General features: G+C 60.0%; 22 protein-coding genes and 1 tRNA gene. 3 read left to right on the top strand and 20 right to left on the bottom strand.

The window, feature by feature from the left end:
• Nucleotides 1-267: 267 nt before the first annotated feature.
• The gene (gene hypB / locus ACRCYW_RS07885; protein WP_438549757.1) at nucleotides 268-1,161 is read right to left on the bottom strand and encodes a hydrogenase nickel incorporation protein HypB; all 894 of its coding nucleotides are present in this window, start codon (nucleotides 1,159-1,161) and stop codon (nucleotides 268-270) included.
• 108 nt (nucleotides 1,162-1,269) lie between these two features.
• On the opposite strand from hypB, the gene ACRCYW_RS07880 reads away from it, so the two are divergent.
• The gene (locus tag ACRCYW_RS07880; protein WP_438549569.1) at nucleotides 1,270-1,434 is read left to right on the top strand and encodes a hypothetical protein; all 165 of its coding nucleotides are present in this window, start codon (nucleotides 1,270-1,272) and stop codon (nucleotides 1,432-1,434) included.
• Here the strand turns inward: ACRCYW_RS07880 and hypA are convergent.
• The 19 genes from hypA to ACRCYW_RS07785 all read right to left on the bottom strand — a co-directional run bounded on the left by hypA (nucleotide 1,412) and on the right by ACRCYW_RS07785 (nucleotide 22,698).
• Nucleotides 1,412-1,753, bottom strand: coding sequence for a hydrogenase maturation nickel metallochaperone HypA (gene hypA, locus ACRCYW_RS07875; protein ID WP_438549568.1), 342 nt, complete (start codon nucleotides 1,751-1,753; stop codon nucleotides 1,412-1,414). The genes ACRCYW_RS07880 and hypA overlap by 23 nt on opposite strands.
• Nucleotides 1,754-1,785: 32 nt before the next feature.
• The gene (gene hypE / locus ACRCYW_RS07870; RefSeq protein WP_438549567.1) at nucleotides 1,786-2,790 is read right to left on the bottom strand and encodes a hydrogenase expression/formation protein HypE; all 1,005 of its coding nucleotides are present in this window, start codon (nucleotides 2,788-2,790) and stop codon (nucleotides 1,786-1,788) included.
• Nucleotides 2,787-3,905, bottom strand: a complete 1,119-nt coding sequence (gene hypD, locus ACRCYW_RS07865) for a hydrogenase formation protein HypD (RefSeq protein ID WP_438549566.1) — start codon at nucleotides 3,903-3,905, stop codon at nucleotides 2,787-2,789. The genes hypE and hypD overlap by 4 nt, the downstream gene beginning before the upstream one ends.
• On the bottom strand, nucleotides 3,899-4,150 hold the full coding sequence (locus tag ACRCYW_RS07860; RefSeq protein WP_438549565.1) for a HypC/HybG/HupF family hydrogenase formation chaperone: 252 nt from the start codon (nucleotides 4,148-4,150) through the stop codon (nucleotides 3,899-3,901). Before ACRCYW_RS07860 ends, hypD begins: the two co-directional genes overlap by 7 nt.
• Before the next feature lies 1 nt (nucleotide 4,151).
• A complete protein-coding gene (gene hypF / locus ACRCYW_RS07855) occupies nucleotides 4,152-6,566 on the bottom strand; it encodes a carbamoyltransferase HypF (protein WP_438549564.1) in 2,415 nt (804 codons plus the stop codon).
• Complete coding sequence (selB, locus tag ACRCYW_RS07850; protein WP_438549756.1) at nucleotides 6,563-8,467, bottom strand: selenocysteine-specific translation elongation factor; 1,905 nt, start codon at nucleotides 8,465-8,467, stop codon at nucleotides 6,563-6,565. Before selB ends, hypF begins: the two co-directional genes overlap by 4 nt.
• 7 nt (nucleotides 8,468-8,474) lie before the next feature.
• Complete coding sequence (selA, locus tag ACRCYW_RS07845) at nucleotides 8,475-9,908, bottom strand: L-seryl-tRNA(Sec) selenium transferase (RefSeq protein ID WP_438549563.1); 1,434 nt, start codon at nucleotides 9,906-9,908, stop codon at nucleotides 8,475-8,477.
• A 199-nt stretch (nucleotides 9,909-10,107) separates the two neighbouring features.
• A tRNA-Sec gene (locus ACRCYW_RS07840) sits at nucleotides 10,108-10,199 on the bottom strand.
• A 202-nt stretch (nucleotides 10,200-10,401) separates the two neighbouring features.
• Entirely contained in the window at nucleotides 10,402-10,893 is a 492-nt protein-coding gene (hycI, locus tag ACRCYW_RS07835; protein WP_438549562.1) for a hydrogenase maturation peptidase HycI, read from the bottom strand.
• Nucleotides 10,893-11,306 carry a formate hydrogenlyase maturation HycH family protein gene (locus ACRCYW_RS07830; RefSeq protein WP_438549561.1) on the bottom strand — a complete coding sequence of 138 codons (414 nt, stop codon included), beginning with the start codon at nucleotides 11,304-11,306 and terminating at the stop codon, nucleotides 10,893-10,895. Before ACRCYW_RS07830 ends, hycI begins: the two co-directional genes overlap by 1 nt.
• A complete protein-coding gene (locus ACRCYW_RS07825) occupies nucleotides 11,299-12,114 on the bottom strand; it encodes an NADH-quinone oxidoreductase subunit B family protein (protein WP_438549560.1) in 816 nt (271 codons plus the stop codon). The genes ACRCYW_RS07830 and ACRCYW_RS07825 overlap by 8 nt, the downstream gene beginning before the upstream one ends.
• Complete coding sequence (locus tag ACRCYW_RS07820) at nucleotides 12,114-12,644, bottom strand: formate hydrogenlyase complex iron-sulfur subunit (RefSeq protein WP_438549559.1); 531 nt, start codon at nucleotides 12,642-12,644, stop codon at nucleotides 12,114-12,116. Before ACRCYW_RS07820 ends, ACRCYW_RS07825 begins: the two co-directional genes overlap by 1 nt.
• Before the next feature lie 9 nt (nucleotides 12,645-12,653).
• On the bottom strand, nucleotides 12,654-14,372 hold the full coding sequence (locus ACRCYW_RS07815) for a hydrogenase large subunit (protein ID WP_438549558.1): 1,719 nt from the start codon (nucleotides 14,370-14,372) through the stop codon (nucleotides 12,654-12,656).
• A gap of 50 nt (nucleotides 14,373-14,422) precedes the next feature.
• Nucleotides 14,423-15,376: a respiratory chain complex I subunit 1 family protein gene (locus tag ACRCYW_RS07810; protein WP_438549557.1), complete on the bottom strand. Its 954-nt coding sequence runs from the start codon at nucleotides 15,374-15,376 to the stop codon at nucleotides 14,423-14,425.
• Nucleotides 15,377-15,378: 2 nt separating this feature from the next.
• Nucleotides 15,379-17,268 (bottom strand): hydrogenase 4 subunit B, encoded by a 1,890-nt coding sequence (gene hyfB / locus ACRCYW_RS07805; RefSeq protein ID WP_438549556.1) that lies wholly within the window; start codon nucleotides 17,266-17,268, stop codon nucleotides 15,379-15,381.
• Entirely contained in the window at nucleotides 17,268-17,924 is a 657-nt protein-coding gene (locus tag ACRCYW_RS07800) for a 4Fe-4S dicluster domain-containing protein (RefSeq protein WP_438549555.1), read from the bottom strand. Before ACRCYW_RS07800 ends, hyfB begins: the two co-directional genes overlap by 1 nt.
• A 476-nt stretch (nucleotides 17,925-18,400) precedes the next feature.
• Nucleotides 18,401-20,269 carry a low affinity potassium transporter Kup gene (gene kup / locus ACRCYW_RS07795; protein WP_438549554.1) on the bottom strand — a complete coding sequence of 623 codons (1,869 nt, stop codon included), beginning with the start codon at nucleotides 20,267-20,269 and terminating at the stop codon, nucleotides 18,401-18,403.
• 583 nt (nucleotides 20,270-20,852) lie between these two features.
• Nucleotides 20,853-22,145: an anti-phage deoxyguanosine triphosphatase gene (locus tag ACRCYW_RS07790; protein ID WP_438549553.1), complete on the bottom strand. Its 1,293-nt coding sequence runs from the start codon at nucleotides 22,143-22,145 to the stop codon at nucleotides 20,853-20,855.
• Between the two features lie 76 nt (nucleotides 22,146-22,221).
• Nucleotides 22,222-22,698, bottom strand: coding sequence for a hypothetical protein (locus ACRCYW_RS07785; RefSeq protein WP_438549552.1), 477 nt, complete (start codon nucleotides 22,696-22,698; stop codon nucleotides 22,222-22,224).
• An 834-nt stretch (nucleotides 22,699-23,532) separates the two neighbouring features.
• On the opposite strand from ACRCYW_RS07785, the gene ACRCYW_RS07780 reads away from it, so the two are divergent.
• The gene (locus tag ACRCYW_RS07780; protein WP_438549551.1) at nucleotides 23,533-24,117 is read left to right on the top strand and encodes a 4Fe-4S dicluster domain-containing protein; all 585 of its coding nucleotides are present in this window, start codon (nucleotides 23,533-23,535) and stop codon (nucleotides 24,115-24,117) included.
• 233 nt (nucleotides 24,118-24,350) lie between these two features.
• On the top strand, nucleotides 24,351-26,495 hold the full coding sequence (gene fdhF, locus ACRCYW_RS07775) for a formate dehydrogenase subunit alpha (RefSeq protein ID WP_438549550.1): 2,145 nt from the start codon (nucleotides 24,351-24,353) through the stop codon (nucleotides 26,493-26,495).
• Nucleotides 26,496-26,516 lie beyond the last annotated feature (21 nt).

The following is a 26,516-nucleotide window of genomic DNA, read 5'->3' as shown; positions in this document are numbered from 1 at the left end:
TGCCCCCTCATCCTCAACCCTTCTCCCGCGAGGGGAGAAGGGAGCGAAATGTGCCATTGTCGCCAGCATCCACGAATTGGTTCCCTCTCCCTGGGGAGAGGGCCAGGGTGAGGGGATCATGGCGGTTGGCTCTGGGGCTTATGGCACTGCTAAGGCTGCGAAGACAAAAAAGAGGGAGGCTGATGCCTCCCTCTCTTATTTCATCAAGCTACCCAACACCTTGAGTGGGGTAGGTTCGATTAGTGCAGTCAAATTGGGCCTTGATGCTCAGGCGCTCGCCAGCCAGTTCAGCCAGGCGTCCATCCCTTCTCCCGTGGTGGCGCTCAGCTGGATCACCTGAATATAGGGATTGACCCGCTTGGCGTTCTCGATGCAGCGCTCGACGTCGAAGCGCACATGGGGCAGTAGGTCCGTCTTGTTGATGATCATCAACTGGGCGGCGGCGAACATGTCCGGGTATTTCAGGGGTTTCTCCTCCCCCTCGGTGACCGAGAGGATGGCGACCTTGTACTTCTCGCCAAGATCGAAGCTGGCGGGGCAGACCAGGTTGCCCACGTTCTCGATAAAGAGGATGCCCCCTTCCTGCACGGGCAGCTGGTGGTAGGCGTCGTGCACCATCTTGGCATCCAGGTGGCAGCCCTTGCCGGTGTTGATCTGGATGGCGGGCACCCCGGTGGCACGGATGCGATCCGCATCGCTGCTTGTCTGCTGATCCCCCTCGATGACGGCGCAGGGGCGCTGGCCTTCGAGTCGGCGCAGGGTCTCGCACAGCAGGGTGGTCTTGCCCGAGCCCGGGCTCGACACCAGGTTCAACACCAGCTGGCAGGTGGCCTCGAAGTGATCGCGGTTATGGACGGCCAGCGCATTGTTCTTGGCCAGCACGTCCATCTCGATGGCGATCAGTTGACGCTGACCCAGGCCCGGCACCGACAGCCCAGCTTCCCCCTTGCCGTAGTGCAGATCACCCTGCTCATGCTCATGCTCATGCTCATGCTCATGCTCATGCTCATGGCTGTGGTTATGGGAATGGGCATGATGATGGCCATGATCGGTGGCGTGATGATGCTCGTGCTGATGGTCATGCTGGTGACCATGTTCGTGGCCGTGGGAATGAGCATGCCCGTGGGCATCTGGCCGAGCGGCCTGGGCGTCAGGAACCATGCCGTGGTAGTGGTGATGCACATCCCCCTGATGGTGGTAGTGATGGTGATGATGGATGATCACCGTCCTGGGAGCCCCCTGCTCCTGTGCAGGGCCATGGGAGTGATGATGACCATGATGGTGGCCGTGTTCATGCTCATGATGAGGGTCATGCCCATGTTTATGGAGATGATCGTGATGGTGATCATGCTCGTGGTGATGATCCTGGCCGGCGACGCGCGCCTGGCCGCATCCGCATACGCTACACATATCAACTTACCTCGATGTCGGTGATGCGCAGGCTATCCCCCTGCGCGACTCGTAATTTGTATCCGCCACACTCGGGGCAGGCCTGGCCGCGCTCGGTGAGGGCCACCGTCTTGCCGCAGTCGTAACACCAGCCCTCGGCACTCTGGTGCTGAAAATGCAGGCTGGCGCCCTCGACGGCGGTGCCCTTGGCGGCGGCCTCGAAACAGAACGCTATGGTGTCCGGGTCGACGCAGGAGAAGCTGCCGACCTCCAACCAGATGGCGGTGACCTTGCTAAAGCCGCGCTGGCTGGCCTGCTCGGCGGCCAGATCGATGGCCGCCATGGCCAGAGACATTTCGTGCATGTTCAGCACTCCTTTATGTGATGGGTCATGGCTCAGCAGATCCGGGGCAGCAGTTCACCCTGGGGCAGCTCCAGATAGCGACGGCTGCCCCAGGGGTTGTTGAGGACCACCTTGTGTTGGGCGCTCTCTTTGACCACGCCGATCTGGCAGGCGGTCGGGTTGAAAGCTCGCAGCAGCTCCAGTGCGGATTGCGCTTGCGTCGCGGGTAGGGCCAGCACCATGGTGCCCTCGTTGGCGAGATCATAAGGCTCGAAGCCGTAGAGCTCGCACAGGCCGCGCACCGGGTCGCACACCGGGATGGCGGACTCCTCCAGCTCGATGGCAACGCCGGAGGCCGTGCTCCATTCGTTGAGCACGGCGGCGAGCCCGCCCCGGGTGGCATCGCGCAGGGCGTGGGGGTGAATGTCTGCCCCAAGCAGGGCCTCCACCTGGGGCCAGAGGGTGGTGCAGTCGCTCTTGAGGTCCGAGCCGAGCTGCAGGGCGTCTCGTGCCATCAGGATGCAGGCGCCGTGACTGCCGATATCCCGCGACACCAGGATGGCGTCGCCGGCCTGGAGGTTTCGCACCGAGATGCCCCGGCTCTGCTCGGGCAGGGGGAAGCTGCCGACCCCGCTGGTGTTGATGAAGATCTTGTCTGCCGCGCCCCTCGGTACCACCTTGGTGTCGCCACAGACGATGTGGGCGCCGCTCTTGGTCAATTCAGCGGCCATGGACTCGACGATGCGGACGAGATCGGCGTAGGGGAAACCCTCCTCGATGATAAAGCTGCAGCTCAAATACTCGGGCCTGGCCCCCATCATGGCGAGATCGTTGACGGTGCCGGCGATGGCGAGCTTGCCGATGTCACCGCCGGCGAAGAAGAGCGGCGAGACGGTAAAGCTGTCGGTGGTGAAGGCGATGGGGCTTGTGACCGGCAGCAGGGCGGCATCTTCACCGCGCAGCAGGATCTCGTTGCCAAAATGATGGAAGAACAGCTGGTTGATCAGCTGGTTCATCTCGACACCGCCGCCGCCGTGGCTTAACTGAATTTCTCTCATTGCTCCTGGATCCCCATATAGCGGTAGTAGGCGTTGCAGGCCCCCTCGGAGCTCACCATGCAGCTGCCCATAGGCTGGGTCGGGGTGCAGCCCCGACCAAAGACCTTGCACTGGTTTGGCTTGGCGAGCCCGCGCAATATGTCGGCGCACTGGCAGGCCTTGTGATCGTCGATGGGGGTCTGGTTGAGCGAAAAATGGCGCTCCGCATCCCGCGCGGCAAAGGCGTCTCGCAGGCGAAGGGCGGAGGCGTTGATGTCGCCGAGCCCGCGCCAGCGAAAGTGCTCGCGGGTCTCAAAATATTGGTCGACCAGGCGCTGGGCCGCGCGATTGCCGTGGGCGGTCACGGCGCGGCTGTATTGCACCTCCAACGCGCAGCGCCCCTCCACCTTCTGGCGCACCATCATCAGCAGCGCCTCCATCACGTCCACCGGCTCGAAGCCGCTCACCACCACCGGCACCCGATAGCGCTCGACGATCGGCAGATAGATGTCAGCCCCTGTGATGACGCTGACGTGGGAGGGGCCGATAAAGGCGTTAACCTTGGCGACCCCGTCGGCCATCACGGCGTGAATGGCGGGGGGCACCAGCACATGGTTGATATGAAACAGCAGGTTGTTCACACCCACGGCGTCTGCGGCCGCCAGCAGCGCTGCCGTCATGGGGGTGGAGGTCTCAAATCCGATGGCGAAGAACACCACTGTCTTATCGGGGTTCTCCTTCGCGATGCGCAGGGCATCGAGGGGGTCATAGACGGGGCGAATGTCGCTGCCCTTGGCCCGCTGCTGGGCCAGGGAGCCCTTGGAGCCAGGCACCCGTATCATGTCACCCAGGGTCACCAAGATGACGCTTGGCTGGCGAGCCAGCTCCATGGCCTGATCGATGCGTTCTTTCGGCATCACGCAGACCGGGCAGCCGGGGCCGTGGACGAATTCGATGCTGTCCGGCAGCAGCTGGGGCAGGCCGTACTTCATGATGGTGTGGGTATGGCCGCCGCACACCTCCATCACTCGCAGGGGCTCGGGCAGACGTTCGGCCAGTGCGTGAATTTGGGCGGCGAGGGCGCGGATCACCTGGGGCTCACGAAAACCCTGAAACAGATCGCTCAGGTTCAGCATGGCAAGATGTCCTGCTCAGGCATCAGGGCCACCATCTGGCGGAAGCTTTCCAGGCTCGCCTGGGCCTCTTCTTCGTCAATCTTGCTCATCACAAAGCCGATGTGGAGCAGCACATAGTCCCCCAGCGCCAGCGGCTCTTCGAGCAGCATGCAGCTGACACGACGCTGCACCCCCAGGGTATCGACGGTGACACAGTTATCTTCGGGGTGCAGTTGCACCACCTGGGAGGGAATGGAAAGGCACATATCAGGACTCCGACACGGCGGGTGGGGAGGTATACCCCGGCTCCGCAAGATGATGGATGGCAAACCAGAGCTGGCCTGCGGCTATGCCGCCGTCGTTGAGCGGCAAGATCTCGCTGGTCAAGACTTCGCGCCCGGCACTCTCGAGGCGGGGAATAAGCTGGTCCATCAGCACGCGGTTTTGGAAGACGCCGCCCCCCAGCGCCACCGGATAGGCGGGAAAGCGTTTGGCAAGGGTGACAATCAGTTCACAGATGGCGCGAATAAAGCCGGCGGCGAGGTGAGAAATCTCGACCTTCCCCTGCTGCGCCAGCAGTTCCTCGATGAGCGGCGACCAGTCGATCAGCAGGGGGCCGCCGGCTGGTTCTGTGATTGCAAAATGCAGGGGCCAGGGATCGCTGCCGGGGGCGAGTCGCAGGGCTGCCGCCTCCAGCAAGAGCCCGGCTTCCCCCTCGTAGTCGGGCTCGTCGACCAGGCCCAGCAAGGCGGCGACCGCATCGAACAGCCGGCCCATGGAGCTGGTATGGGGGGCGTTGCGACCTAGGCGCCACAGTTGATGCAGGTTGTGGATACGATCGATGGGCAGCTGATTGATCGCCGGAATGCCGAGGGCACCTATCTCATCGGGTGACTGGGATTCAAACAGCAGACCCAGCAGCTGGCGCACCGGCTCGCGGATGGCGGCCTCGCCGCCGATCAGACGAAATGGCTTGAGGTGCGCCACCCGCTCGAAGCCCCGTACGTCGGCGATCAGCAGCTCGCCGCCCCAGAGGGTGCCGTCATCGCCGAGGCCGGTGCCATCGAAGGCAAATCCCAGCACGGGGCCAGTGATGTCGTGTTCGGCCATCACCCCTAGCAGATGGGCGTGGTGGTGCTGCACCTCGAGGTGGGTCGCCCCCTCTGCGGTGCAGTATTCCCTGGCCCAGCGATGGCTGAGATAACCGGGATGGCGGTCAGACACCAGCGTCTCGGGCTTGAGATCGTAGAGGCCACGGAAAGTCTCCAGGGTCTGCTCGAAGTGCTGCTGCATCGGCAGGCTGTGCAGGTCCCCGATATAGGGGCTGTAGATCCGCTGGCGACCGAAGGCGAGCGCCAGCTGATTCTTCTGCTGGGCGCCCACCGCCAGCACGGATTGCGTGACCGCTTTCTTCAGGCTGGGCGTGCAGGGGGCATAGCCGCGGGCGAGGCGCAGGATCTGGCGCCGTCTGCCCGCCCACTGCACCAGGCTGTCGTCGCAGGGGTGCAAGATGGGGCGATCGTGATCCAGGATGCCGTCTATCTGGGCACCCAGCTCGGCAACTACGGCCTCGCACGCGATCAAAATGGGGCTGCCACGGCCATTGGCGCTGGTGGCCACCAGAGGGATGGTACAGGCCTCCAGCAGCAGTTGATGGAGCGGGGTATAGGGCAGCATGACGCCGAGATAGGGGATGCCGGGGGCTATGCCCTCGGCCAGGGTCGCCGTTTCGGCCGACAGCTCGGCCGATGATTTCTTGCGAAGCAGAGTGATGGGTCTGGGCTGGGAGCGCAGCAGTTCCCACTCGGCCTCGCCGCCCTCCACATGCAGCCTTGCCTCCTCAAAGGATCCCATCATCACCGCCAGCGGCTTGCGGGCGCGGCGCTTGAGCACGCGCAGCCGGGCAACCGTCTCCTCATTGCGAGCATCACATATCAGGTGATAGCCCCCCATCCCCTTGACCGCGATAAGTGCGCCAGTCTGCAGGGCGCGGGCGGCGGCCTGCAGAGCCTCCTTTCGCTCGGCCTGAGCATCACCACTGCCTGAACGCCAGGTCAGCTGAGGCCCACAATCCGGGCAGCTTACCGGCTGGGCGTGGTAGCGCCTGTCCAGCGGATCCTCATAGGCGCGAGCGCAGCGCGGGCACATGGCAAAGCCCGCCATGGCGGTGTGGGGCCTGTCGTAGGGGAGGCGGCGGATGATGGTGTAGCGCGGGCCGCAGTGGGTGCAGTTGGTGAAGGGGTAGTTGTGGTGGCGATCCGCCGGGTTGGTTATGTCCCGGGCGCAGGCCTCGCACATCCCCTGATCCGGCGAGATGGCGACCGTGGCCGCGCTCTGCTGCTGACTTGCCCTGATATGGAAGGCGCCATCGAAGTCGGGGTCGTCATCAAGGGGGATCGTCCATTCACTAAAGCTGTCGACACGACTCAGTGGTGGCGCCAGCTCCCGTAGCTCACGGGCAAAGTCTGCCAACTGGGCCGCGCTGCCCTGCACCCCTATGGTGACGCCGTTGGCATCGTTGAGCACATAGCCGGTGAGGCGATGGGAGAGCGCCAGCCCATAGACGAAGGGGCGAAAGCCGACCCCCTGTACTATGCCGTCGAGGTGAAACTCGCGGCGCAGCGAGGCAGGCTCGGAGTTGGTTGGGGATGAGTGCGTCATCGGGGCCGCTTGTGCTGTCATACCGCCTCGCTCTCTGCGAACTGTTTGTCTGCCAGCTGCGGGGGAGGCAGGCGCAGCACCCGTCTGTCGTTCTCTTCTCGCCGCAGCCAGCCGTCCATCTCCATGCGAAGGCAAAACGGAATCGCGTATTTGCGCGACAGACCGGTGATCTCTTTGAATGCACTCATGTCGATCAGATCCCCCACCTGCTGGCCCGCCAGCACGGCCTGTACCATATGGTCATAGAGTTCGGCATCGTAGTAGATGGGCCCATCCAGCAGTACCAGGTACTTGAGCCTCGCCAGGATGCGCAGCTGCTTTTGCAGCGCCCCTTTTGGCCGCAACCCTGGCGGCAAGGTGAGCTGGAGCACAGGGTCTATGGCCACGCCGCCGGGGCCCAGTTTACCGGGCTCATATCCCTCCTTGCCTTGATCTCGCACTAGTTTGAGTACCAGACGCGCCTCTTCTCCCAGCTCATCTTCCGACTCGCCACTGCCCGGCTGCCACTTGTCGTGGTGCAGGCGGATCTGCTGCTCTTCTTTGAGTCGCAGCAGCAAGCGTTGGGTGAGGGTTGGCGGGATACGCAGCCTGTCGGCGAGCTCTGCAGCGCTCTGTGGCTGCTGCGTTAGCGCGGTTAGCAGCGCGGCGTGGCTATCTGCGAGCCAGGTAGAGTTCAAAAGCCAGTCCCCATCTTGCACCGTGGCCGGCGGCGGCTCGGTAAAGGTGTTGGCGGGGGCATAGCCATCGAGTCCCAGCTGTAGGGTCGCGGGGTTGAAGCCGGCGAGATCGCCCGGCAGAGCCTCGAGCAGGGCGTGCAGCGCCTTGCGCTTGGCGGGATGGATGTCGCCGCACCAGAGGATGCGGGCGCCGTGCAACAGCTCGCTGCTGCCGTGGCGAATGATGGCGAGCGGCTGGCCGAAGAAGCAGGGAACGGGGTTGGCGAAGATAAGCCGGGCCAACCGGGTCTCCTTGATAGGCACAAAGCGGGCCCGGCCGTGCCAGCTGCCGAGCGCCACTTCCACTTCCTGGTTGCGAAGACTCGGACTGGCTTGGTTGTTCAGCGCCGGGTTGGTGGGTTCCAACCGCACTATCAGGTGGCTGATCGCCTGACAGTCCCCCGCGGCGCTGGCGAGACAATGACCGCGAGCCACCTCCTTGTGGGGCACCTTTTTAAGCCCCACCGCCACCCGGCAGATGGCGTCAATCTCATCGACTTGTCGATGATAGGCCTGCAGGGAGCGTATCTGCACCTCACGGTCGGCGGGGTAGAGGCGCAGCTTGTCCCCTACCCGTAGTTGCCCCTGCTGCAATGTGCCGGTGAGCACAGTGCCGGTACCGCTGGCGGTAAAGACCCTGTCCACATAGAGGCGGGGGGTCTGCTGCTCGCGAGTGGCTTGCTCGTCCGCCACATCCGCCAGCTGGTGGACGATGGCAGCATGCAGCGTGTCGATGTTCTCGCCCGTCTTGGCGCTGACGCTGACGATGTCCGGCACCATGCCGCTCTCGTCCATCACCCGCTCCAGCAAGGCTTCTTCCAGCAGCGCCAGTTCCTCCTGGCTCACCAGATCGCACTTGTTGATGCAGACCAAGAGGCGCGGCACCCCCATGGCCTTGAGCAGGCGCAGGTGATCGCCGGTCATGGGCATCCAACCCTCGTCGGCGGCGATCACCAAGAGCACCAGATCCAGGCTCCAGAGCCCGGCCACCATGTTGCGCACATAGCGCTCGTGGCCGGGCACGTCGATGACGCCTATGGTATTGCCCTGTCCGTCGTCGAAGTGGGCGAAGCCGAGATCCTGGGTCATGCCGATGGCCTGCTCGTGGGCGCGGGCCGTGATGATGCCGGTGAGGGCCTGGATCAGCAGGGTCTTGCCGTGATCCACGTGACCGGCGAGGCCGATAACGGCGCGATAGGAGGCAATCATGGGCTCAGCAATCCTTGTGGTGGCCGTGGGGAGCCGCTGACCCCTGTGCCTGGTCCGGGACGAGCAGTGTTTTCAACTGCAAGATGAGGGTTTGCATATCCTCCTCCAGCACTGAGGCCATATTGAGCAGCACCTGCTGCTGGCGCACGGTCGCTATCACCGGCACCGGCAGTTCCCGCAGGGCATCGAGCAGCTGCTGAGCAGGGCGCGGGTCCAGGCAGGCCAGCGCCGGGGCGGGGTAGAACTCGTCCGGCAGGGTGCCGCCGCCGACCACCAGTTGGGCCGGTACCAGCACGAAGCAGCCGGGCAGGGCGCGCATCAGCCGCTCGGCCCTTCCTTGTATGGCGGCAGGATCCGAGAGGGTGCGCTGGGCAATTCCTTCCCCGACCGGAGACTTGTTGAGCTTGTGGATGAGCAGGCGTTCGAGCAAGGAGTAGACGATGCGGCTCGGGCGGAAGGTGCGCATCATGGGGTGCTTTTCCAGCCGTTTGATGAGATCGGCGCGGCCGCTGATGATGCCGCACTGGGGGCCCCCCAGCAGCTTGTCGCCTGAGTAGCAGACCAGATCCGCCCCCGCCTTGAGGTATTGGCGCACCGAGGTTTCATCCGGTGCGAAGGTCTCGGTGGTGAGACCGGAGCCCTGATCCACCGCCAGCACTATGTGATCCGGCAGGGCGCGGGCGACCTCGCCGATGTCGGGGGATTCGGTGAAGCCACGAATGGCGAAGTTCGATCTGTGCACCATCAGCACCAGGGCAGTCCGGTCGGTGATGGCATCGAGGTAATCCTTGGCCGTGGTGATGTTGGTGGTGCCCACCTCCACCAGGGTGGCGCCGGAGAGCGCCAAAATGTCCGGGATGCGAAAGCCGCCGCCGATCTGGATCTGCTCGCCGCGGGAAACGATCACCTCGCGCCCCTTGGCAATCTCTTGCAGCAGCAGGAAGAGGGAGGCGGCGTTGTTGTTCACCACCAGGGAGTCTTCGGCCTGGGTCAGGCTGGCGAGCAGGGGGGAAATCAGCCCCTTGCGCCCGCCGCGCTTGCCGGTGGCGAGATCCAGCTCCAGGTTGTTGTAACCCGTGTTGAGTTCCCGCACCTCGTCCCACAGCTCGGCATTCAAGGGGGAGCGTCCCAAATTGGTATGAACGAGCGTGCCGGTGGCGTTGATGATCCGGGTCTGGCGCTGGCGCACCAGGCGCTGGCAGCGGGCGACTATCTGCGCCTCCAGGCTGGCCGGGTCTATGCCCGTTGTGCGAAAGCCCTCGCTCTGGCGCAGATCGCTCAGGGTGTCGCGCACCGCCTGGGTCACCAGGGGGCGACTCAAGGAGTCGATATAAGGCGCGAGAAAGGCTTGTTGCAGCAGCAGCTCCACCTGGGGCAGGCGAAAATTGGGCTGAGCTGGCTGGTGGTCGGTGGCTGATGCTTGAGACTGGTTCGGCATGGAGTTACCCGGATTGTGCTGACGGAGGCACACCGGTTGACCGATAACTTGACCGAATGAGTCGGTTATTTCCGCGATGAATCTTCTTGCCGAAAATCAATAATTAATCCAGTCTGGATAATTGACTCGGGTTGAGGTGTTCATTCATCGGATTATATTGGCAAGCGGTATGGTGTCTATTCATCCAATATATAAAAAGTGGCGGAAGAGGCAGGAATCGAACCTGCCAAAGCCTTCTCGGCTCACGTCGGTTTTGAAGACCGGGAGGGCCACCAGACCCCATCAACTTCCACTGAGACCGCCATTTTGTGGCACTTTTTTGTGACTGGCAACGCTTTTTTGGTCATAAAAACCCGTTATCCAGCCATTTTTCCACGTATCTCCACAAGCGTTGTTTTATATCAAAAACGGCGCAGTTAGCCCGAAGTTTTTATTACCGCAACGGGCCTGGCTGGAATGTAGTGAGAATTGTTTTTGATAGTGCGCAGGATATTTATCTCGCGCTGTTTGCATTATTCCACTGGGCGAATCGCTCTATTAACAGTTCTGTATCCTGGGTCGCCGCCAGATGCTGGTGCAGATAATCCATGGCGCCGCTCACCATCTCCGTCATGGGGAAGGAAAACGCGACTATGGCCGGCTGCACCCCGACGAAGAGCACCTCGGGCACGAAGGTCTTGAGCTCGTCGATGAGAAAATTGAGCGGCATGTTGTGGGTCGAGAAGATAAACATCTCGGCGATGGTCTCAGGGGGGATCAGCTGGAGGGTCCCCGCCTTCTCGCCGATCTCGGCGGCGTCCACCAGCACCACCCGCTCCGGTTGCAGCTCCCGCACCTTGTACACCATATTCTCCGGCGCTATGCCGCCGTCGATGTGTAGCCAATCGGGCAGGGGGCTCGCCTGCAACTTTTCCGCGAGATAAGGGCCGGCACCGTCATCCCCCATCATGGCATTGCCCACGGTCAACACGAGATTGCGGCTCATCAGCGGCTCCTTATCATCAGGTACATATGGGGATCGTTATACAGCGCAGTGAGCTGGTCCATGAAGGTGTCGGTCCAGCCCAGCTCCGATCCGCTGAGTAGCCCCTCGGCCTTGCGCAGCCGGTCGAAGGCGCAGGCCAGCATGTGGCAGTGCTCGCGATAGACGGTGATCTCGCCGAAGGTGAGAAAGCCCTCCATCTTGCGGCGCGCCTCGCTGCCGGCCGGGAGCTTCTCCACCCAGTCCCGATAGCCTGCCAAGGGGCAGACCAGATCCGCACTCAGGCAATCGACGATGCCGAGGTGGTGACCGATGGCGAGGCTGTAGTACATCACCTCTTTGGCCTCTTCGGGCACGTCGAACTGCTCGTCCACGAACTTGCGGGAGAGGCGATAGAAGAAGACCTGGTCAGCCATGGGTGACCTCTTTCTTGCCTGCGCCCCGGTTGAGGCAGGCGCTGGCCAGGTTGTTGACGATTTCGCTAAGGCGCGGATCGTCGTGCTGTTGCAGATAGCCCTGGATGCGCAAATCCACGTCCTGCTGAGTTGCCCCCTCGAGCAGCGCCATAAACTCGTCCGCTATGATGCGACCCTGGCGGTAGCCCGCCATGCGGCGCGCTTCGCGCTCTATCATCACCCGGATTTCATTCGGGATGCCGGTGTGGCGCAGCTCGACCCGCTCGCCCGCAGTCACCTCGTGGCTGGTGGCCTTCAGTTTTTGCTCCAGCAGACCCAGTGCCACCGCGAAGCCGTAGATGGTGGCCGCCGGGGTGGGGGGACAGCCGGGGATATAGACATCCACCGGCACTATCTTGTCGGTGCCGCCCCAGACGCAGTAGAGATCGTGGAAGATGCCGCCGTCGCAGCCACAGGCGCCGTAGGCGATGCAGATCTTGGGGTCCGGGGCCGCCTCGTAGGCGCGCAGGGCCGGTACCCGCATGGCCCGGGTCACGGCGCCGGTGAACAGCAGGATGTCGGCGTGGCGCGGAGAGGCGACCACCTTGATGCCGAAGCGCTCGGCGTCGAATACAGGTGTGATGGTGGCGAAGATCTCGATCTCGCAGGCGTTGCAGCCACCGCAATCCACTCGATAGACATAGGCCGAGCGGCGAATGTCCTTGAGCAGTGTCTTCTTCAGACGGCTGATCTCCGGATCCTGTGCCAGCGGTACGGCGCGGCTATGGGCATCGCCGACAATGGGTTCTATGCCTTTGATTTGGCTCATCAGATCCACTCCTGTTGGGCAGTTGACCGAGCGGGCTGGTGCAACATGCTCTGTTTGCGTTTGCAGTCGGGGCAGTGGTGCAACCGCTCCGGGTGGGCCAGCGGCTTGGCCGCCTGCGCTAGCGTGTCTTCCACCAGTGCCACCAGTCTGGCGGGGGCGAAGTAGCAGCCGCAGAGCTCGCAAGGGGCGAGCGGGAAGCGGGCCTCCTCGTAGAGATCCGCCTTGTTGGTCACCGCCAGTTCGAAGTTCGGGGAAAGCGAGATGGCGTGGGTCGGGCACACCTCCTCGCAGCGGCCGCAGAAGATGCAGCGCGCCATGGAGAGCTCCCAGCGCCGCTCGCCGCTTTCCATGTCAACTTCCATGATGAGGGCGTTGGCCGGGCAGGCCTTGGTGCAGGCGGCGCAGGCGATGCACTGGCTAGCCTGGTATTCGGGCTTGCCACGAAAGTCCCGGTTCACCTCGAAGGGGGCGAAGGGGTACCTGGCCGCTGGCGTACCGGCCTTCAGGATGGTTTTGAACAACTTGATCATGATGGCCCCTTATTTGAGCGGAGAGTGCTTGCGATCGATGCCGTAGCGCTCGATCTCCTTGTAGGAGACCACGGTGGACTTGCCCTTCTTGGGGTCGACCAGGGTGACCCGGTCGGTGCAGGAGTAGCAGGGATCCAGGCTGCCGATGATGAGGGGCGCATCCGCCACCGTATTGCCCCGCAGCATGTAGCGCAGGGCGGGCCAGTTGGCGTAGGTGGCGGCGCGGCAGCGCCAGCGAAACAGCTTCTGGTTGTCCCCTGTCATGCTCCAGTGCACGTTCTCGCCGCGGGGGGCCTCGGTGAAGCCCAGGGCAAACTTGCCCGGCTGATAGGTGAAGCCTTCGGTGAGCAAAGGGCCTTCGGGCAGGTGCTCCAGGCCGAACTCAATCATGTCGAGGGAGTCGTAGAGCTCGTGGATGCGCACCAGCACCCGGGATTGCACATCGCAACCGGCGAGGCTCTGGATCTCCATGGGGAGCTCGCGGTAGGCGGCGAAGTCGTGCACCCGGCGTACGTCGCGCTTGAAGCCGCTCGCTCGCACCATGGGGCCGACGCAGCTGAAATCCCGGGCGATTTGCGGATCCAGTCGACCTATCCCCACCAGGCGGGAGGAGATGTTGGCGGTATCGAGCAGCATGGCCACCAGGGGCTTGAGCTCATCGCGCAGTTCCCGCACCAGCTGGGCGCCCTTGATGCGGTCTTCCTTGAAGATGTCCCGACGCACCCCGCCAATCAGGTTGAGGCCGTAGGTCTTGCGGGCGCCGGTGAGCAGCTCGGCCAGGGTCATGGATTTCTCCCGCACCCGGAAGAACTGCATGAAGCCTGTGTCGAAACCGGTGAAGTGGCTCGACAGCCCGATGTTGAGGATGTGGCTGTGCAGGCGCTCCACCTCCAGCAGCACGGCGCGGATCATCTTGGCCCGCTCCGGCACCTGAATGCTCATGGCGTTCTCCACCGAGGTGGTGTAGGCGACGCTGTGGGTGAAGCCGCAGATGCCGCACACCCGATCGGTCAGGAAGGCCACCTCGTTGTAACCCATGCGGGTCTCGGCCAGCTTCTCCATGCCGCGGTGGACATAAAACAGCCGGTAGTCGGCATCTATGATGTCTTCGCCATCCACGAACAGCCGAAAGTGGCCCGGCTCGTCCGAGGTGATGTGCAGCGGGCCCACCGGCACGATGCGATTGGCATCGCTTCCCAGCTCATTGACGAAGGGGTAGGTCTCGGTCTCCGTGGTAGGCACGGGACGCTGGCGGTAATCCATGGCGTCCTTGCGAAGGGGGTGAAGGTCCTCGGGCCAGTCGTCCGGCAGCACCAGCCGCCGCTCATCCGGCAGGCCGACCGCTGTGAGGCCATACATGTCGCGGATCTCCCGCTCTCCCCAGACCGCCGCCGGTATGGAGGGGGTGATGGAGGGGTACTCCTGCTCTATGGCATTGACCAGCACCCGGACTGTGATCCAGCTCTTGGTCTCGGCCTCCATGGAGAAGACGTGGTAGACGGCGAAGTGGCCATTGAGGCTGCGCTCGTCATTGGCAAAGGAGACCGACAGCCAGCCGCCGAGCTTGTGGAACAAGATGCTGGTGAGAGCCACCAGATCAGTAGGTTTGACGGTGAGGGTGGCCTGATCGGCGGTCTGCCACTGCTCGTCCGTGATGGCGTGGGGCAGTTGCTGTCGCAATTGCTGGATGTAGTCGCAGCCGATGCGATCTGAGATGGCGATGGTCATGCTGTGGTCTCGTTAAAAGCGGAAAAATGAAAGATGAAGGCGGGCATGACTCATACCCCGACCAGATAGGCGAGCAGGGCCAAGAGGGCGAGCCCCAGGCCATAGCGGGTCAGCCTGTGGGTGCGCACGAACTGGGTGCGGGCCATGGCGTTTTCGATGATGCCGGCCAGGGCAAAGGCCACCACCAGCTTGCACAGCAGGATGAGCGCGGCCATGGCGAGCGCCGGCAGGCTCCAGTTTGCCGCCTTGCCAAAGGGCAGGAAGATCACGAGGAACAGCTGCACCACAACAAGCTGCTTGAGACCGATGCCGAGTTTGAACAGGGCGAGGCCGGCGCCCGAGTATTCGGTGAGCGGCCCCTCCTGCAACTCTTGTTCTGCCTCGGCGCAGTCAAAGGGCAGCTTGCCCATCTCCACGAAGACCGCGAAGGCGCAGGCGGCCCCCGCCAGCAGGGTGGCGACGGGGGCGGCCAGCGGCTGGGTCGCCACATAGGTGCTGATGTTGCCGAGATCCGAGCTGCCCACCATCATCGCCATGATGAAGCAGGCCAGCACCAGAATGGGTTCGACCAGGATGCCGAGGGTGAGCTCCCGGCGAGCACCTATGCCTGCAAACATGCTGCCGCTGTCGAGCCCGGTGAGGGCGAAGAAGAAGCGGAAGATGGCGAACAGATAGATGTCGGTGATGAGATCTCCGGCAATGGGGAAGGGGGACTCGTGAGTCAGGGTCGGCAGCGCCATGGCCACCAACAGCAGAGTGGCGATGAGCAGGGAGGGCGTCAGGTTGAAGAAGATGCCAGCGGGCTCTGGCGTCACTTCCTGGCGGCGCAGCAGTTTGCCGATATCCCGGTAATCCTGCAGCAGGCCCGGCCCCTGGCGTGAGTGCATCTTGGCTCGCAGCACACGGTTAAAACCGGTGGCGAGCGGTGCCAGCGCCAGCATGGCGAGGGCCTGGGTGAGGGCGAGGGCCACCATGCCCCAGCTTGGCATTTCGAGAACAGGCATGGTCAGACTCCTACGGCCATCAGGATAAAGAGCGCCAGCACCAGGCCGTGAAGCAGCCAGCCAGCGATGGACGGCGACTCACTCACCCCGTGCAGCGGGGTTGCCAGGTCGAGGCGCGGTTGCTGCCGATAGAGCGGCGCGCACAGCCGGCGCAAGGTATGGGTGACGCCGCCTGAGGTGAGGCTCATGCGCTCCTCATAGGCGTAGCCGCAGGCCCAGGGGGTGCCGGCGTGGCGGCGACCGAGCTTGGGTCCCTTGAACAGGGCGAGCAAGAGCAATGGGATCAGGAAGAGGCCAATCAAAGTAATGGCAATCACAGGCGGAGAGAGCACTGCCTGGCTGCTATCGAGCGGCAGCAGGGTTGCGCCGGTTGCCACTGTGCTGGTCACGGAACTTGCCAAGTGAGCGGCGACAAGGGCCTGACCGTAGCCGTTGACCAGGGGGGCAATCCAGGGGGCGCCGAGCCCCAGCACCAGACAGACGGCGGCCAGCAGTAGGGTACCTGCCACCATGGTGTGTGGCACTTCGCGGGCCTGACTCGCCTTCTCGCTGCGCGGGGCGCCGCAGAAGCAGATGCCGTAGACCTTGACGAAGCACATCACCGCCATGGCGCCGGTCACCGCCAGCATCACCACGGCGAGCGGCGCGACGACCGAGGTGCCGAGCCTGGTCATGCTGAGCAGGGCCTGATAGATGAACCATTCGCTGACGAAGCCGTTGAGCGGCGGCAGCGCCGAGATGGCCATGGCGCCGATGAGAAACGCCAGCGCCGTCCAGGGCATCAGCTTGGCGAGGCCCCCCATCTTGTCCATGTCGCGGGTATGCAGGCGGAACATCACAGAGCCCGTGCCCATAAACAGCAGGCTCTTGAAGATGGCGTGATTGAGCAGGTGATAGAGGGCGCCGAGCAGCCCCAGCTCCACCAGGGTGGGTTGCTGGTTGGCAAGGCCTATCATGCCGATCCCCATCCCCATCAATATGATGCCGATGTTCTCCACCGTGTGGTAGGCGAGCAGCCGCTTGAGATCGTGCTCGGCGAGCGCAAACAGCACCCCGAGTACCGCCGAGCAGGCGCCGAAGATCAGCACCATGTAGCCCCACCAGAGCTGGCTGGCACCGAGAAAGTCGATGGCGACCCGCAGAATACCGAATAGACCGAGCTTCACCATGACGCCAGACATCAGCGCCGAGATATGGGAGGGGGCGACGGGCTCGGCCACCGGCAACCAGCCGTGCAGGGGCACGAACCCGGCGCGCAGGCCAAAACCGCAGAAGCAGAGCAGGAACACCAGGGAGGCCAGCGCCCCGGCCAGATGCTGTTCACGCAGAGCGCTGAACTCCAGGCTGCCACTCTCACGGCAGAGCAGCCAGAAGGCAACGAGCACCAGCGCCATGCCGATATGGTTCATGACCAGATACAGCCGGCTCTGTTTGGCTGCGTCAGGATTGCGTTTGACCAGCCAGTAACTGGTGAGGGTCACCAGCTCGTAGCAGAGCAAAAAGCCCAGCGCATTGTCGGCCAGCACCATGCCCACCATGGCGAACAGGAAGAGGTTCATTAATACGCCGATAGAAACGTCTCCCTTGCCTTGGTATTCGCGGATATAGGCAAAGGAGTAGAGGGACACGGCGGTGCCAACCAGGGTTATCACCAAGAGCATCAGGGCGGCCAGCATATCGAGGTGCATCGAGCCCAGCAGCCAGAGCTGGCCGTAAAGCGTCTCACCGGAGGCGAGGGCCTGCACGGCGACCACGACACCGGCGAGCGATCCCAGCAGGGCGAAGCCGCTATTGAGGCGATTGGCGAGGGGCGCCTGTTTGTGCAGCAAGAGGCCGGCGGCGGCCCCCAGCAAGAAGAGCAGCAAGATGCCCGGGATCCATGAAGGCAACATCAGCATTCTCCCTGTCGGGTCGTGGCGGCCTTGGCCGAACAAGAGGTGGCAAAACTTGAGGCCAGCTCGGGATGGGCGCTGGCCGCTTGCAGGCGGCGCTCGCGGGCGGCGCTCGCGCAGACATTGTCATTGACCAGGGTCAGCGCCTGGGAGGGGCAGGCCTCGATGCAGGCAGGGCCATCCTCGCGAAAGGCGCAGAGATCGCATTTGACCGCGATGGCACGCACGCCGGGCTCCCAGCTCAGCAGATCCGAGCCAAAGGTGCTGAGCCCCGCCGAGGTGGACGGGTTGCTGGAGCGAATGGTGCAGGGGATATAGGTGTCGTAGCTGTTGGACATGGCCACAGGCCGGCTGCCGCCGCTCTGGATTGCGCCAAACGGGCAGGCCACGGCGCACAGGTTGCAGCCAATGCACAGGGATTCGTTCAGTTGCACCGTATCCTCGGTCTGGGCGATGGCCTCGACCGGGCAGACCTTGATGCAGGGGGCGTCTTCACAGTGACGGCACTGAACCGGCATGGTCGCCTGCTCGTGTCGCATGACGGTTAATCGGGGGGCCTGTTGCAAACCCTTGGCCTTGTGAACCGTGCTGCAGGCGGCCATACAGGTGCCACAACCGATACAAAGTTTGGGATCAGCGATAACGAAGCGGTTCATAGCCTACCTTGTCGTGTCGCGAACGGAGAAAGTAGGGGCAGGTTGGCAAAATGTGGGCCAAATCGAGTTGGGCTATGGGAATGCGTTCAAGTGGCTGTTTTAAATGAGTTTAAATTTGAGTGGCAAGAGATGACGACGGCGCCCTTGGGTGTCGAACCGTGACGTTCGTCACTTGTGACGAGGGGCGGGAGAGAGTTCGTCACCTAGGAAAAGCGGTGTGGGGCGGGGGATTGGTCGGGTGCAATATACGCAGTGAATTGCGCCACTTATGCAATATCTGCGCACACAATATCTGCATGTAATGCGTTGCACTTATTAGATCTAGCGGAGCTGCGAGCATCAGCGCTCTACTCCCTTCTCCCCTCGCGGGAGAAAGGTTGGGGATGAGGGGGCGGCATCGACCTCGCCCATGGTTAACGGCAAAAAAAAGAGGGAGGCCTATGCCTCCCTCTTTCTATCTGGCGGTATTCACGCCATCAGATATCCACTTGCGAGCCGAGCTCGATCACCCGGTTGGGCGGGATCTCGAACTGATCCGGCGCGCGCAGGGCGTTGCGCTGCAGCAGCATAAACAGCTTGCCGCGCAGATATAGGTACCAGGGGCGTTCTCGCATGATGAGGGACTCGTGGGCCATGAAGAAGGAGGTCTCCATCATGCGGCAACTCAGGCCTTCTGCGTTGCAGCGATGGAAGATCTCCTCCACGTTCGGGGTCTCGCGCCAGCCGTAACTCGCCACCACCCGCCAGAAGGTGGGGGAGAGCTGCTCGATGCAGACCCGGCGCACGTTGTGGACGTAGGGCGCATCTTCCACCTTCAGGGTCAGCAGTATGATGCGCTCGTGCAGCACCTTGTTGTGCTTGAGGTTATGCAAAAGCGCATGGGGGATCACATTGATCACCCGCGACATATAGACGGCGGTGCCCGCCACCCGGGTCGGCGGGGATTTTTCCAAGGATGCGATCATGGGATCCAGCGAGTTGCCGTGCTCGTTGAGGCGCCGAATAAGCTGGAAACGCTCGCTCTTCCAGCTGGTCATGATGGTGAACATCACGGCCCCCAGGGTCAGCGGCAGCCAGCCGCCGGAGACTATTTTGGCGAGGTTAGCAGCAAACAGCGGCACGTCGATGGCGAGCAGCAGGGCGAGCAGGCCGGCCACCAGGTACTTGTTCCAGTGCCAGCTGTTCCTGGCCACCGAGCACGAGAGGATGGTGGTCAGCACCATGGTGCCGGTCACGGCGATGCCATAGGCGGCCGCCAGATTGCTGGAGTGCTCGAAGCTCACAATCACGATCACCACGGACACATAGAGCATCCAGTTGATGACCGGAATGTAGATCTGGCCGGACTCCTGCTCCGAGGTGTGCACGATGCGGATGGGTGAGAGATAACCGAGGCGCACCGCCTGGCGAGTCAGGGAGAAGACCCCGGAGATCACCGCCTGGGAGGCAATGACTGTGGCCAGGGTCGCCAGCAGCAAGAGCGGCAGTAGAGCCCATTGGGGGGCGAGCAGGAAGAAGGGGTTGGCGATGGCCTCGGGGTCGCGCAGCAGCAGGGCGCCCTGGCCGAAGTAGTTGAGCACGAGCGATGGCAGCACCACCATAAACCAGGCGCGCTGGATGGGGAGCTTGCCAAAGTGGCCCATGTCGGCGTAGAGCGCCTCCACCCCTGTGATGGCCAGTACCACGGCGCCGAGGGCAAAGAAGGAGGTGAGCTGATACTCCATAAAGAAGCGCAGCGCCCAGATGGGGTTGAGCGCCCCCAGCACCTCCGGGTTCTGGAAGATGCTGCGAAGGCCGAGCGCCGCCAGAGTCAAAAACCAGAGCAGCATGATGGGGGCAAACAGCTTGCCCACGGTGGCGGTGCCGTGCTTTTGAATGGCAAACAGCAGGGTCAATACCAGCACCGAGAGCGGCACTATGTAGGCGTCGAGGGAGGGCGCCACAATTTTCAGCCCCTCGATGGCCGACATCACCGACATGGCGGGGGTGATCACCACCTCGCCGTAGAAGAAGCTGCCGCCAATGAGCCCGAGGATGATGAGCGCCGGGGCCCATTTCTCCGAGCTGTTGCGGGTCGCCAGCGACATCAGGGTCAGGATGCCCCCTTCCCCTGCGTTGTCGGCTCGCATCACGAAGGAGAGGTACTTGAGTGAGACCACCAGGATCAACAGCCAGAAGATCAGGGAGAGAAAGCCCAGGATGGAGGCGGGCTCGACCCCGAAGCCAAACTGGCCGGAGAGGCACTCGCGCAGGGTATAGAGCGGACTGGTGCCGATATCGCCATAGACCACGCCGATCGCCGCAAGCGTCACGCCGGAGAGGGCGGGTTTGTTAGTGCAGTTCATAAAATTGTCTTGTCAGAGTGTCGCTGGCAGCTGCCAGCGCAGGGGCCCCGCGCTATCGGACGTTCACCGACAGTCGTTCGGGAGGGTATTCAAGGTGCTTGGAAGGGACATTAACTTGATAGAAGGAATAGGCTCATCATGGACACAGTCTGTTCATCTGCGATTCAGCTCATGATGACACAGAGTCTGTGGGAATAGGTGCTGGTATAAATAATCAAAAGGGTATTTTGAGTGAGCTTATTAATTGGACGATGATTAAAACAAGGCACCGGATAGCGGGCAAGTGATTGTTTTAGCTGGCTATCCATTTTAGCCAGAGTTTTCCATCAAGCTGGCCAAGAAATAAACGATAAAATGCTGACCAATAACTTAGCTTTCTGAATCGTAAAGACGGTGGAGTTGGGCGGCGATAGAGTCTTCTTTTATGAGATAAAGAACGATACGTGGCCGTTATAATCACGGCCACAATTAAATCAACAAATATAAACTTAAATAAGTTTATTGCACTGCTAACATTTATTTTTAATAAGCTTTTCACAGCTTAACTGTGTCATATATCTAACTAATTTCTCACGCTTATAAATCATAACCTATCAAATATCGAACCAGATGATGGCGTGAATATTTTATGATATAAACGAGTTGCGTAGTCATCAGTCGTTCCTGCTAAATAGTCACAAATCACTCTCATGTTTTCACCTTCATGAAGATATTTTTCATAATATTTCACAGGAAGTAGTCTTGATGGGTTGTTGGCAATCACATCGAATAATTGCACTATCATTTGTTGCCCTTTATATTCTAGGGTCTGAACTTCAGGGGTTTTAATGACATTTTTAACTACGAAATCTTTGAATATTTTAAGTTCTTCATTTTGTAATGGATTTAGTTTTGCTTGATAATCAAGCAAGTTATGTGAGAATTTATTTTGTTTTTCCATTACAGAGCTGACAACGAAATAGTTAACAAGATAGCTAATAGCTCTTTTTCTTGTCTTGTTTTCACCCGAGAATAGTTGCTGTGTTAAATTTTCAATTTGGCCTGAAAGTGGTAGCGTTCTTAATGGATCTCTGATTATATCAACAACCTCATTTTTCCAGTTTCTTTCACTAACAAGCCTTAGAGCAATAGAGTCTTCAAGGTCATGTACACCATAAGCAATATCATCAGCCATTTCCATAATACTAGAGTCTAATGATTTGTATAGTGGTTTTCCATGCTTCCCTGATTTGGTAGAATAAGATTGGAAGAGATCTTGATCGGTGTTGAAGGCCTGTAGGATCCAATCTACATGGTTTTTGTCACAGTCAAAAATGCATTTTGGTGGGTGGTATGAATCTAAATTAACACCACCATAATCTTGATATATTTCACGATTGACTACGGAGCTGTGATACGAAGGGTACTTAATCAGGCCAAGTAATGTCCTTCGAGTCAGATTTAGTCCACCACAATCTGAGTATTCGCCAAGTTTTGTGCAAATCCTAAGTGTTTGTGCATTGCCTTCAAACCCATTATGATCTCTCATTGAATAATTTAGTGCGACTTCACCACCATGGCCAAAAGGTGGGTGACCAATATCGTGGGCTAGACCAATGGATTCAATAAGATTTTGTTCAGGTAGAATAGTTAGTATTTCCTCGTTATCAGCATATGTCTCTTTGAGAAACTCTGCTATCCCTCCACCAATTTGTGCAACCTCTAGGGAATGGGTTAGCCTTGTTCTATAAAAATCACTTTCTCCCAACCCTAATACTTGAGTTTTCCCTTGTAAACGCCTAAAAAATGCAGAGTGAATTATTCTAGCTCTATCTCGACCGAACTCATCACGGTTAAAACCACTGTTTGTTGCTTCTTCAAATCGATTTTCCCACATATATCCTCACATGCTTTGATATTTAATGATAAATCTAAAACATTATTGTAAGTTTTAAAGTAAATATAGTATCCCTTTATCTGAAAATCCTTGTCTGCCATATTCTTGACGGTGAGCCTGTACTTTTATCGACACCATCATGGGAAGCATCACCAAATAGCTTGCTGGCAATAGATAATGAAGGGGTATTATCTATATCTACAATTGTCTCAATATAAAACTCATGTATACGTCGTGGTAGGTCCTTTGTAAATTGCTCTATGGCTTTTTTAACGAATGGGGCAGTTAGGCCCTTTCCTCTTAGTTCTGGTAAGGTTCCATAGAATAAACAATAACATGGAAAGCCATTCAATGGTTCGTTTTCATGTAATACTACTGTCTGTAATACTTTTAATTTGTCTAGCTTAGCGTAGGTGTAACGGCAGGTATTAAATGTTTTATCTCTGGTAAAGAAGAAGTCTTCATTAAATGGAATTCGCTGCATGCGAAAACCTTGCGAAAAAGCTAGTTCTAGAGTTTTAAATCCCGTCATAGGGTCTTGTTCTTTTCTCATAAATGGCCTGCTCAATTTTTATTGGTAGTTACTTCAAATATCAAAATAAATTTTGTTTTCATTTTCTGGAAATATTTATTTCATAGGGTTTTACTCTTACATAGGTTCCCTTTACTAGCCTCGTATCCGATAACTTCTCATCTTTTAAATTATCCTTTCTACTCTTCTTTACAGTAAAAATGGTCATAGAATTCGAAGTTTATATTCACTATTGTCATCTAATAGAAATTGCTCAGTGAATCTAAGTTCCTACCCTATTTTATTGCCTGCAACGTACGCGACTTGATCTCACGATTCCATTAGCACATCCCCAACAGAGAGGTCTCCATATGGGCATGCTATCCGCTTGGATAAAAAACAGAAGGGGGAGGCGTTGGAAACCGGATCTTGCTCAATAAATGAGTCAATAGAGGGACTTTTTTGTTCTGTTTTTCTTTATGACTTTCAGTTTTATGGTAGCAAAACTAAACAACTTCGCCCCCAATCTGCCCCTTACAGGGCCTGTCAGCGCTGTCTTGCGCCCTCTTGCCTCTACTTCATCGATACCTCGTCGGCATGTCGTCGAGTGGTCGGCCTGTTCGATGGGGTAGGGAGTTGTCGTCGGGTGTCGAGCTCGTCACTTTTGTCGTGTCGAGGGTGGTGGCGGGCCGCTGTCGTCATCGTCATCGGTTCAAATACGCCGACAGGGAAATCTGGTTAATCCTTTATTTTCAGTGGTTTGTGACTTTTATCGAGAAGGGAGGCCGGTTTGGTCTGATTCATGCCTAGTGGGATAACCGGCCGGGTCCTTGGGTGATCCGGGCGGTGGCATAGAACCATTTAGGATCCCTCCCTATGAACAGCTTTGTGATTGCCGATCCCAGTCTCTGCATTGGGTGTCGTACCTGTGAGGTGGCCTGCGCCGTGTCACACCAGTCTGCCGCGAGCGGCACCGTCGAGCGAGACAGCGGCCTGCATCTCGCCATCGAAGAGGGGCATCTGGTCTCCAAGGACAGCTATTTTCAGCCGCGCCTCAAGGTCATCGTCGGCAGCAAGGTGACCACCCCAGTGCTCTGCCGCCAGTGCGAGGACAAGCCCTGCGCCAAGGCCTGCCCCAATAACGCCATCGTCACCGAGGATGGTCACGTCAAGGTCTATCAGGCGCGCTGTATCGGCTGCAAATCCTGCGTGGTGGCCTGCCCCTACGGCGCCATGGCGGTGGTGGTGCAAGAGGTGGCGCCGGCCGCCGATGCGCTGTTCAAGCGCCCCCAATGCAAGGCGCAAGCCTTGAAGTGCGATCTCTGCCGTCACCGCGAGGCGGGCCCGGCCTGCGTCGAGGTGTGCCCGACCCAGGCGCTGCGTCTGGTGACCCCTGAGGGTCTGGCGACCATCAACCGGCAGAAACAGCTGGCCAGCGCCGAGGCCATGCTGGCGGGTTAGTGGCGCCTTTGGCAGCGGGCGACGGCGTGCCCGTTCGTGCCAATGACATGGCGATAGGCATAAGTCGCGAGCCGCCATCCCGGCGCCGACCAGGATGCCGACCCGCCGGCTGGGGCTGTGATGGTGCAGTGTTTCTATCTGCCTTGTGTGACTTTTTCTCGTCATAGGCACTGCCAGAGAGCCATAGCGCAACCAATCCAACCATTTATCGTTAACCAACAAGAGTGTTCATCATGAAAAAGGTCATTACCGTCTGCCCCTATTGCGGCACCGGTTGCAAGATCAACCTGCTGGTTGATAACGACAAGGTGGTGGGGGCAGAAGGCGCCCACGGCCGCACCAACGAGGGGCAGCTCTGCCTCAAGGGCTACTACGGTTGGGATTTTCTGAACGACACCAACCTGCTGACCCCGCGCCTGAAGAGCCCGATGATCCGCCGCGAGCGCGGTGGCAAGCTCGAAGCTGTCTCCTGGGACGAGGCCATCGGTTTTGCCAGCAGCCGCTTGTCGGCCATCAAGGCGAAATACGGAGCCGACGCCATCATGACCACTGGCTCGGCCCGCGGTCCCGGCAACGAAGCCAACTATGTGATGCAAAAATTTGCCCGCGCCGTGCTTGGGACGAACAACGTCGATCACTGCGCGAGGGTGTGACACGCACCCTCAGTCTCCGGTCTGGAGACAACTGTAGGCAACGGCGCCATGAGCAACGCCATTCCCGAAATTCAAGAGACTAAATGCCTGCTGGTGTTTGGTTACAATGCGGCCGATTCCCACCCCATAGTGGCGCGCCATATCCTCAAGGCGAAGGCGAACGGAGCCAAGGTGATCGTCTGCGATCCGCGCATGGTGGAAACCGCCCGCATCGCCGATCAGTGGCTGCCGCTCAAAAACGGCTCCAACATGGCGCTGGTCAATGCTTTTGGCAACGTGCTGATCGCCGAAAACCTCTATAACAAGGAGTTCGTCGCCAACTACACCGAAGGGTTTGAGACCTACAAGGCGCTGGTGGCCAAGTACACCCCGGAATACGTGGAAGGGATCACCGGCCTCAAGGCCGCGGATATCCGCGCCGCCATCCGCACCTATGCGGCGTCGCCGGCCTCCATGATCCTGTGGGGCATGGGGGTGACCCAGTACGGTCAGGCGGTGGACGTGGTCAAGGGCCTCGCGGGGCTTGCGCTGCTCACCGGCAACTTCGGCCGGCGCGGCACCGGCTGCGGCCCGGTGCGCGGTCAGAACAACGTGCAAGGTACCTGCGACATGGGGATGCTGCCCCATCAGTTCCCGGGTTATCAGTCCGTGTCTGATCCCGCCATCAGCGCCAAGTTCGCCAAGGCCTGGGGCGTGGAGACGCTTTCCCAGAAACCGGGTTATCGCCTGACCGAGCTCAGCCACAAGGTGGAGGAGGGCAAGTGCAAGGCCTTCTACATCTTTGGTGAAGATCCGGCCCAGACGGAAGCGGATCTTGCCCAGTTCAGGCGCACCCTGGGGGGCATGGATCTGGTGATCGTCCAGGATATCTTCATGACCCAGACCGCCGAGATGGCGGATGTGATCCTGCCCGCCACCAGTTGGGGCGAGCACGAGGGGGTCTACAGCTCGGCGGATCGCGGCTTCCAGCGCTTCTACAAGGCGGTGACCCCACCGGACAACGTGAAACCGGACTGGGCCATTTTCTCCCTGATGGCGACCGCCATGGGTTATCCCATGGAGTACCGGGACACCCATCAGATCTGGGATGAGATGCGTGGGCTCTGCCCGCTCTACGCCGGGGTCAGCTACGACAAGATGGCGGATCTCAAGAGTGTGCAGTGGCCTTGCCCGACCGAGGATCACCCGGGCACCAGCACCCTGTTCGAGGGCAATGTGTTCACCACCCCGAGCGGCAAGGGCCAGCTGATTGCCTCCGAGTGGCGGCCACCTCTGGAGCAGCCCGATGAAAACTTCCCGCTGGTGCTCTCCACCGTGCGGGAGGTGGGTCACTACTCCTGCCGCTCCATGACGGGCAACTGCTCTGCGCTGCAGACGCTCGCCGATGAACCCGGCTATGTGCAGATCCACCCAAGCGATGCACAAAAGCTCGGGGTCAAGGATCAGGCGCTGGTCTGGATCTCGTCTCGCCGTGGCAAGGTGATCACCCGGGCGAACTACAACGAGCGGGTCAACGCCGGCGTGGTCTACATGACCTACCAGTGGTGGATAGGGGCCTGCAATGAGCTCACCATAGAGCACGTGGACCCCGTCTCCTACACCCCGGAATACAAGTACTGCGCGGTGAAAATTGAGCGAATTGATAATCAGTCTGAGGCAGAGAATTATGTCCAGACCGAATACAGCGCGCTCAAGGCGAAATTGCGCAGCGCCGCCAAGGGGTAATTGCCATTAAATCAAGCGGAT

Origin of the sequence: Aeromonas sp. (genome assembly GCF_051657805.1) — a bacterium.
Taxonomy (GTDB): Bacteria; Pseudomonadota; Gammaproteobacteria; order Enterobacterales; family Aeromonadaceae; genus Aeromonas.
Note: the sequence above shows the minus strand (reverse complement) of the source record. Positions and strands in the feature narration are given on the sequence as shown.

What these genes read in the sequence shown, in the direction of transcription:
- hypB (WP_438549757.1), bottom strand. Translation starts at nt 1,161, where the DNA reads ATGGTTCCTGACGCCCAGGCCGCTCGGCCAGATGCCCACGGGCATGCT.
- ACRCYW_RS07880 (WP_438549569.1), top strand. Translation starts at nt 1,270, where the DNA reads ATGACCATGATGGTGGCCGTGTTCATGCTCATGATGAGGGTCATGCCC.
- hypA (WP_438549568.1), bottom strand. Translation starts at nt 1,753, where the DNA reads ATGCACGAAATGTCTCTGGCCATGGCGGCCATCGATCTGGCCGCCGAG.
- hypE (WP_438549567.1), bottom strand. Translation starts at nt 2,790, where the DNA reads ATGAGAGAAATTCAGTTAAGCCACGGCGGCGGCGGTGTCGAGATGAAC.
- hypD (WP_438549566.1), bottom strand. Translation starts at nt 3,905, where the DNA reads ATGCTGAACCTGAGCGATCTGTTTCAGGGTTTTCGTGAGCCCCAGGTG.
- ACRCYW_RS07860 (WP_438549565.1), bottom strand. Translation starts at nt 4,150, where the DNA reads ATGTGCCTTTCCATTCCCTCCCAGGTGGTGCAACTGCACCCCGAAGAT.
- hypF (WP_438549564.1), bottom strand. Translation starts at nt 6,566, where the DNA reads ATGACAGCACAAGCGGCCCCGATGACGCACTCATCCCCAACCAACTCC.
- selA (WP_438549563.1), bottom strand. Translation starts at nt 9,908, where the DNA reads ATGCCGAACCAGTCTCAAGCATCAGCCACCGACCACCAGCCAGCTCAG.
- hycI (WP_438549562.1), bottom strand. Translation starts at nt 10,893, where the DNA reads ATGAGCCGCAATCTCGTGTTGACCGTGGGCAATGCCATGATGGGGGAT.
- ACRCYW_RS07830 (WP_438549561.1), bottom strand. Translation starts at nt 11,306, where the DNA reads ATGGCTGACCAGGTCTTCTTCTATCGCCTCTCCCGCAAGTTCGTGGAC.
- ACRCYW_RS07825 (WP_438549560.1), bottom strand. Translation starts at nt 12,114, where the DNA reads ATGAGCCAAATCAAAGGCATAGAACCCATTGTCGGCGATGCCCATAGC.
- ACRCYW_RS07820 (WP_438549559.1), bottom strand. Translation starts at nt 12,644, where the DNA reads ATGATCAAGTTGTTCAAAACCATCCTGAAGGCCGGTACGCCAGCGGCC.
- ACRCYW_RS07815 (WP_438549558.1), bottom strand. Translation starts at nt 14,372, where the DNA reads ATGACCATCGCCATCTCAGATCGCATCGGCTGCGACTACATCCAGCAA.
- ACRCYW_RS07810 (WP_438549557.1), bottom strand. Translation starts at nt 15,376, where the DNA reads ATGCCTGTTCTCGAAATGCCAAGCTGGGGCATGGTGGCCCTCGCCCTC.
- hyfB (WP_438549556.1), bottom strand. Translation starts at nt 17,268, where the DNA reads ATGTTGCCTTCATGGATCCCGGGCATCTTGCTGCTCTTCTTGCTGGGG.
- ACRCYW_RS07800 (WP_438549555.1), bottom strand. Translation starts at nt 17,924, where the DNA reads ATGAACCGCTTCGTTATCGCTGATCCCAAACTTTGTATCGGTTGTGGC.
- kup (WP_438549554.1), bottom strand. Translation starts at nt 20,269, where the DNA reads ATGAACTGCACTAACAAACCCGCCCTCTCCGGCGTGACGCTTGCGGCG.
- ACRCYW_RS07790 (WP_438549553.1), bottom strand. Translation starts at nt 22,145, where the DNA reads ATGTGGGAAAATCGATTTGAAGAAGCAACAAACAGTGGTTTTAACCGT.
- ACRCYW_RS07785 (WP_438549552.1), bottom strand. Translation starts at nt 22,698, where the DNA reads ATGAGAAAAGAACAAGACCCTATGACGGGATTTAAAACTCTAGAACTA.
- ACRCYW_RS07780 (WP_438549551.1), top strand. Translation starts at nt 23,533, where the DNA reads ATGAACAGCTTTGTGATTGCCGATCCCAGTCTCTGCATTGGGTGTCGT.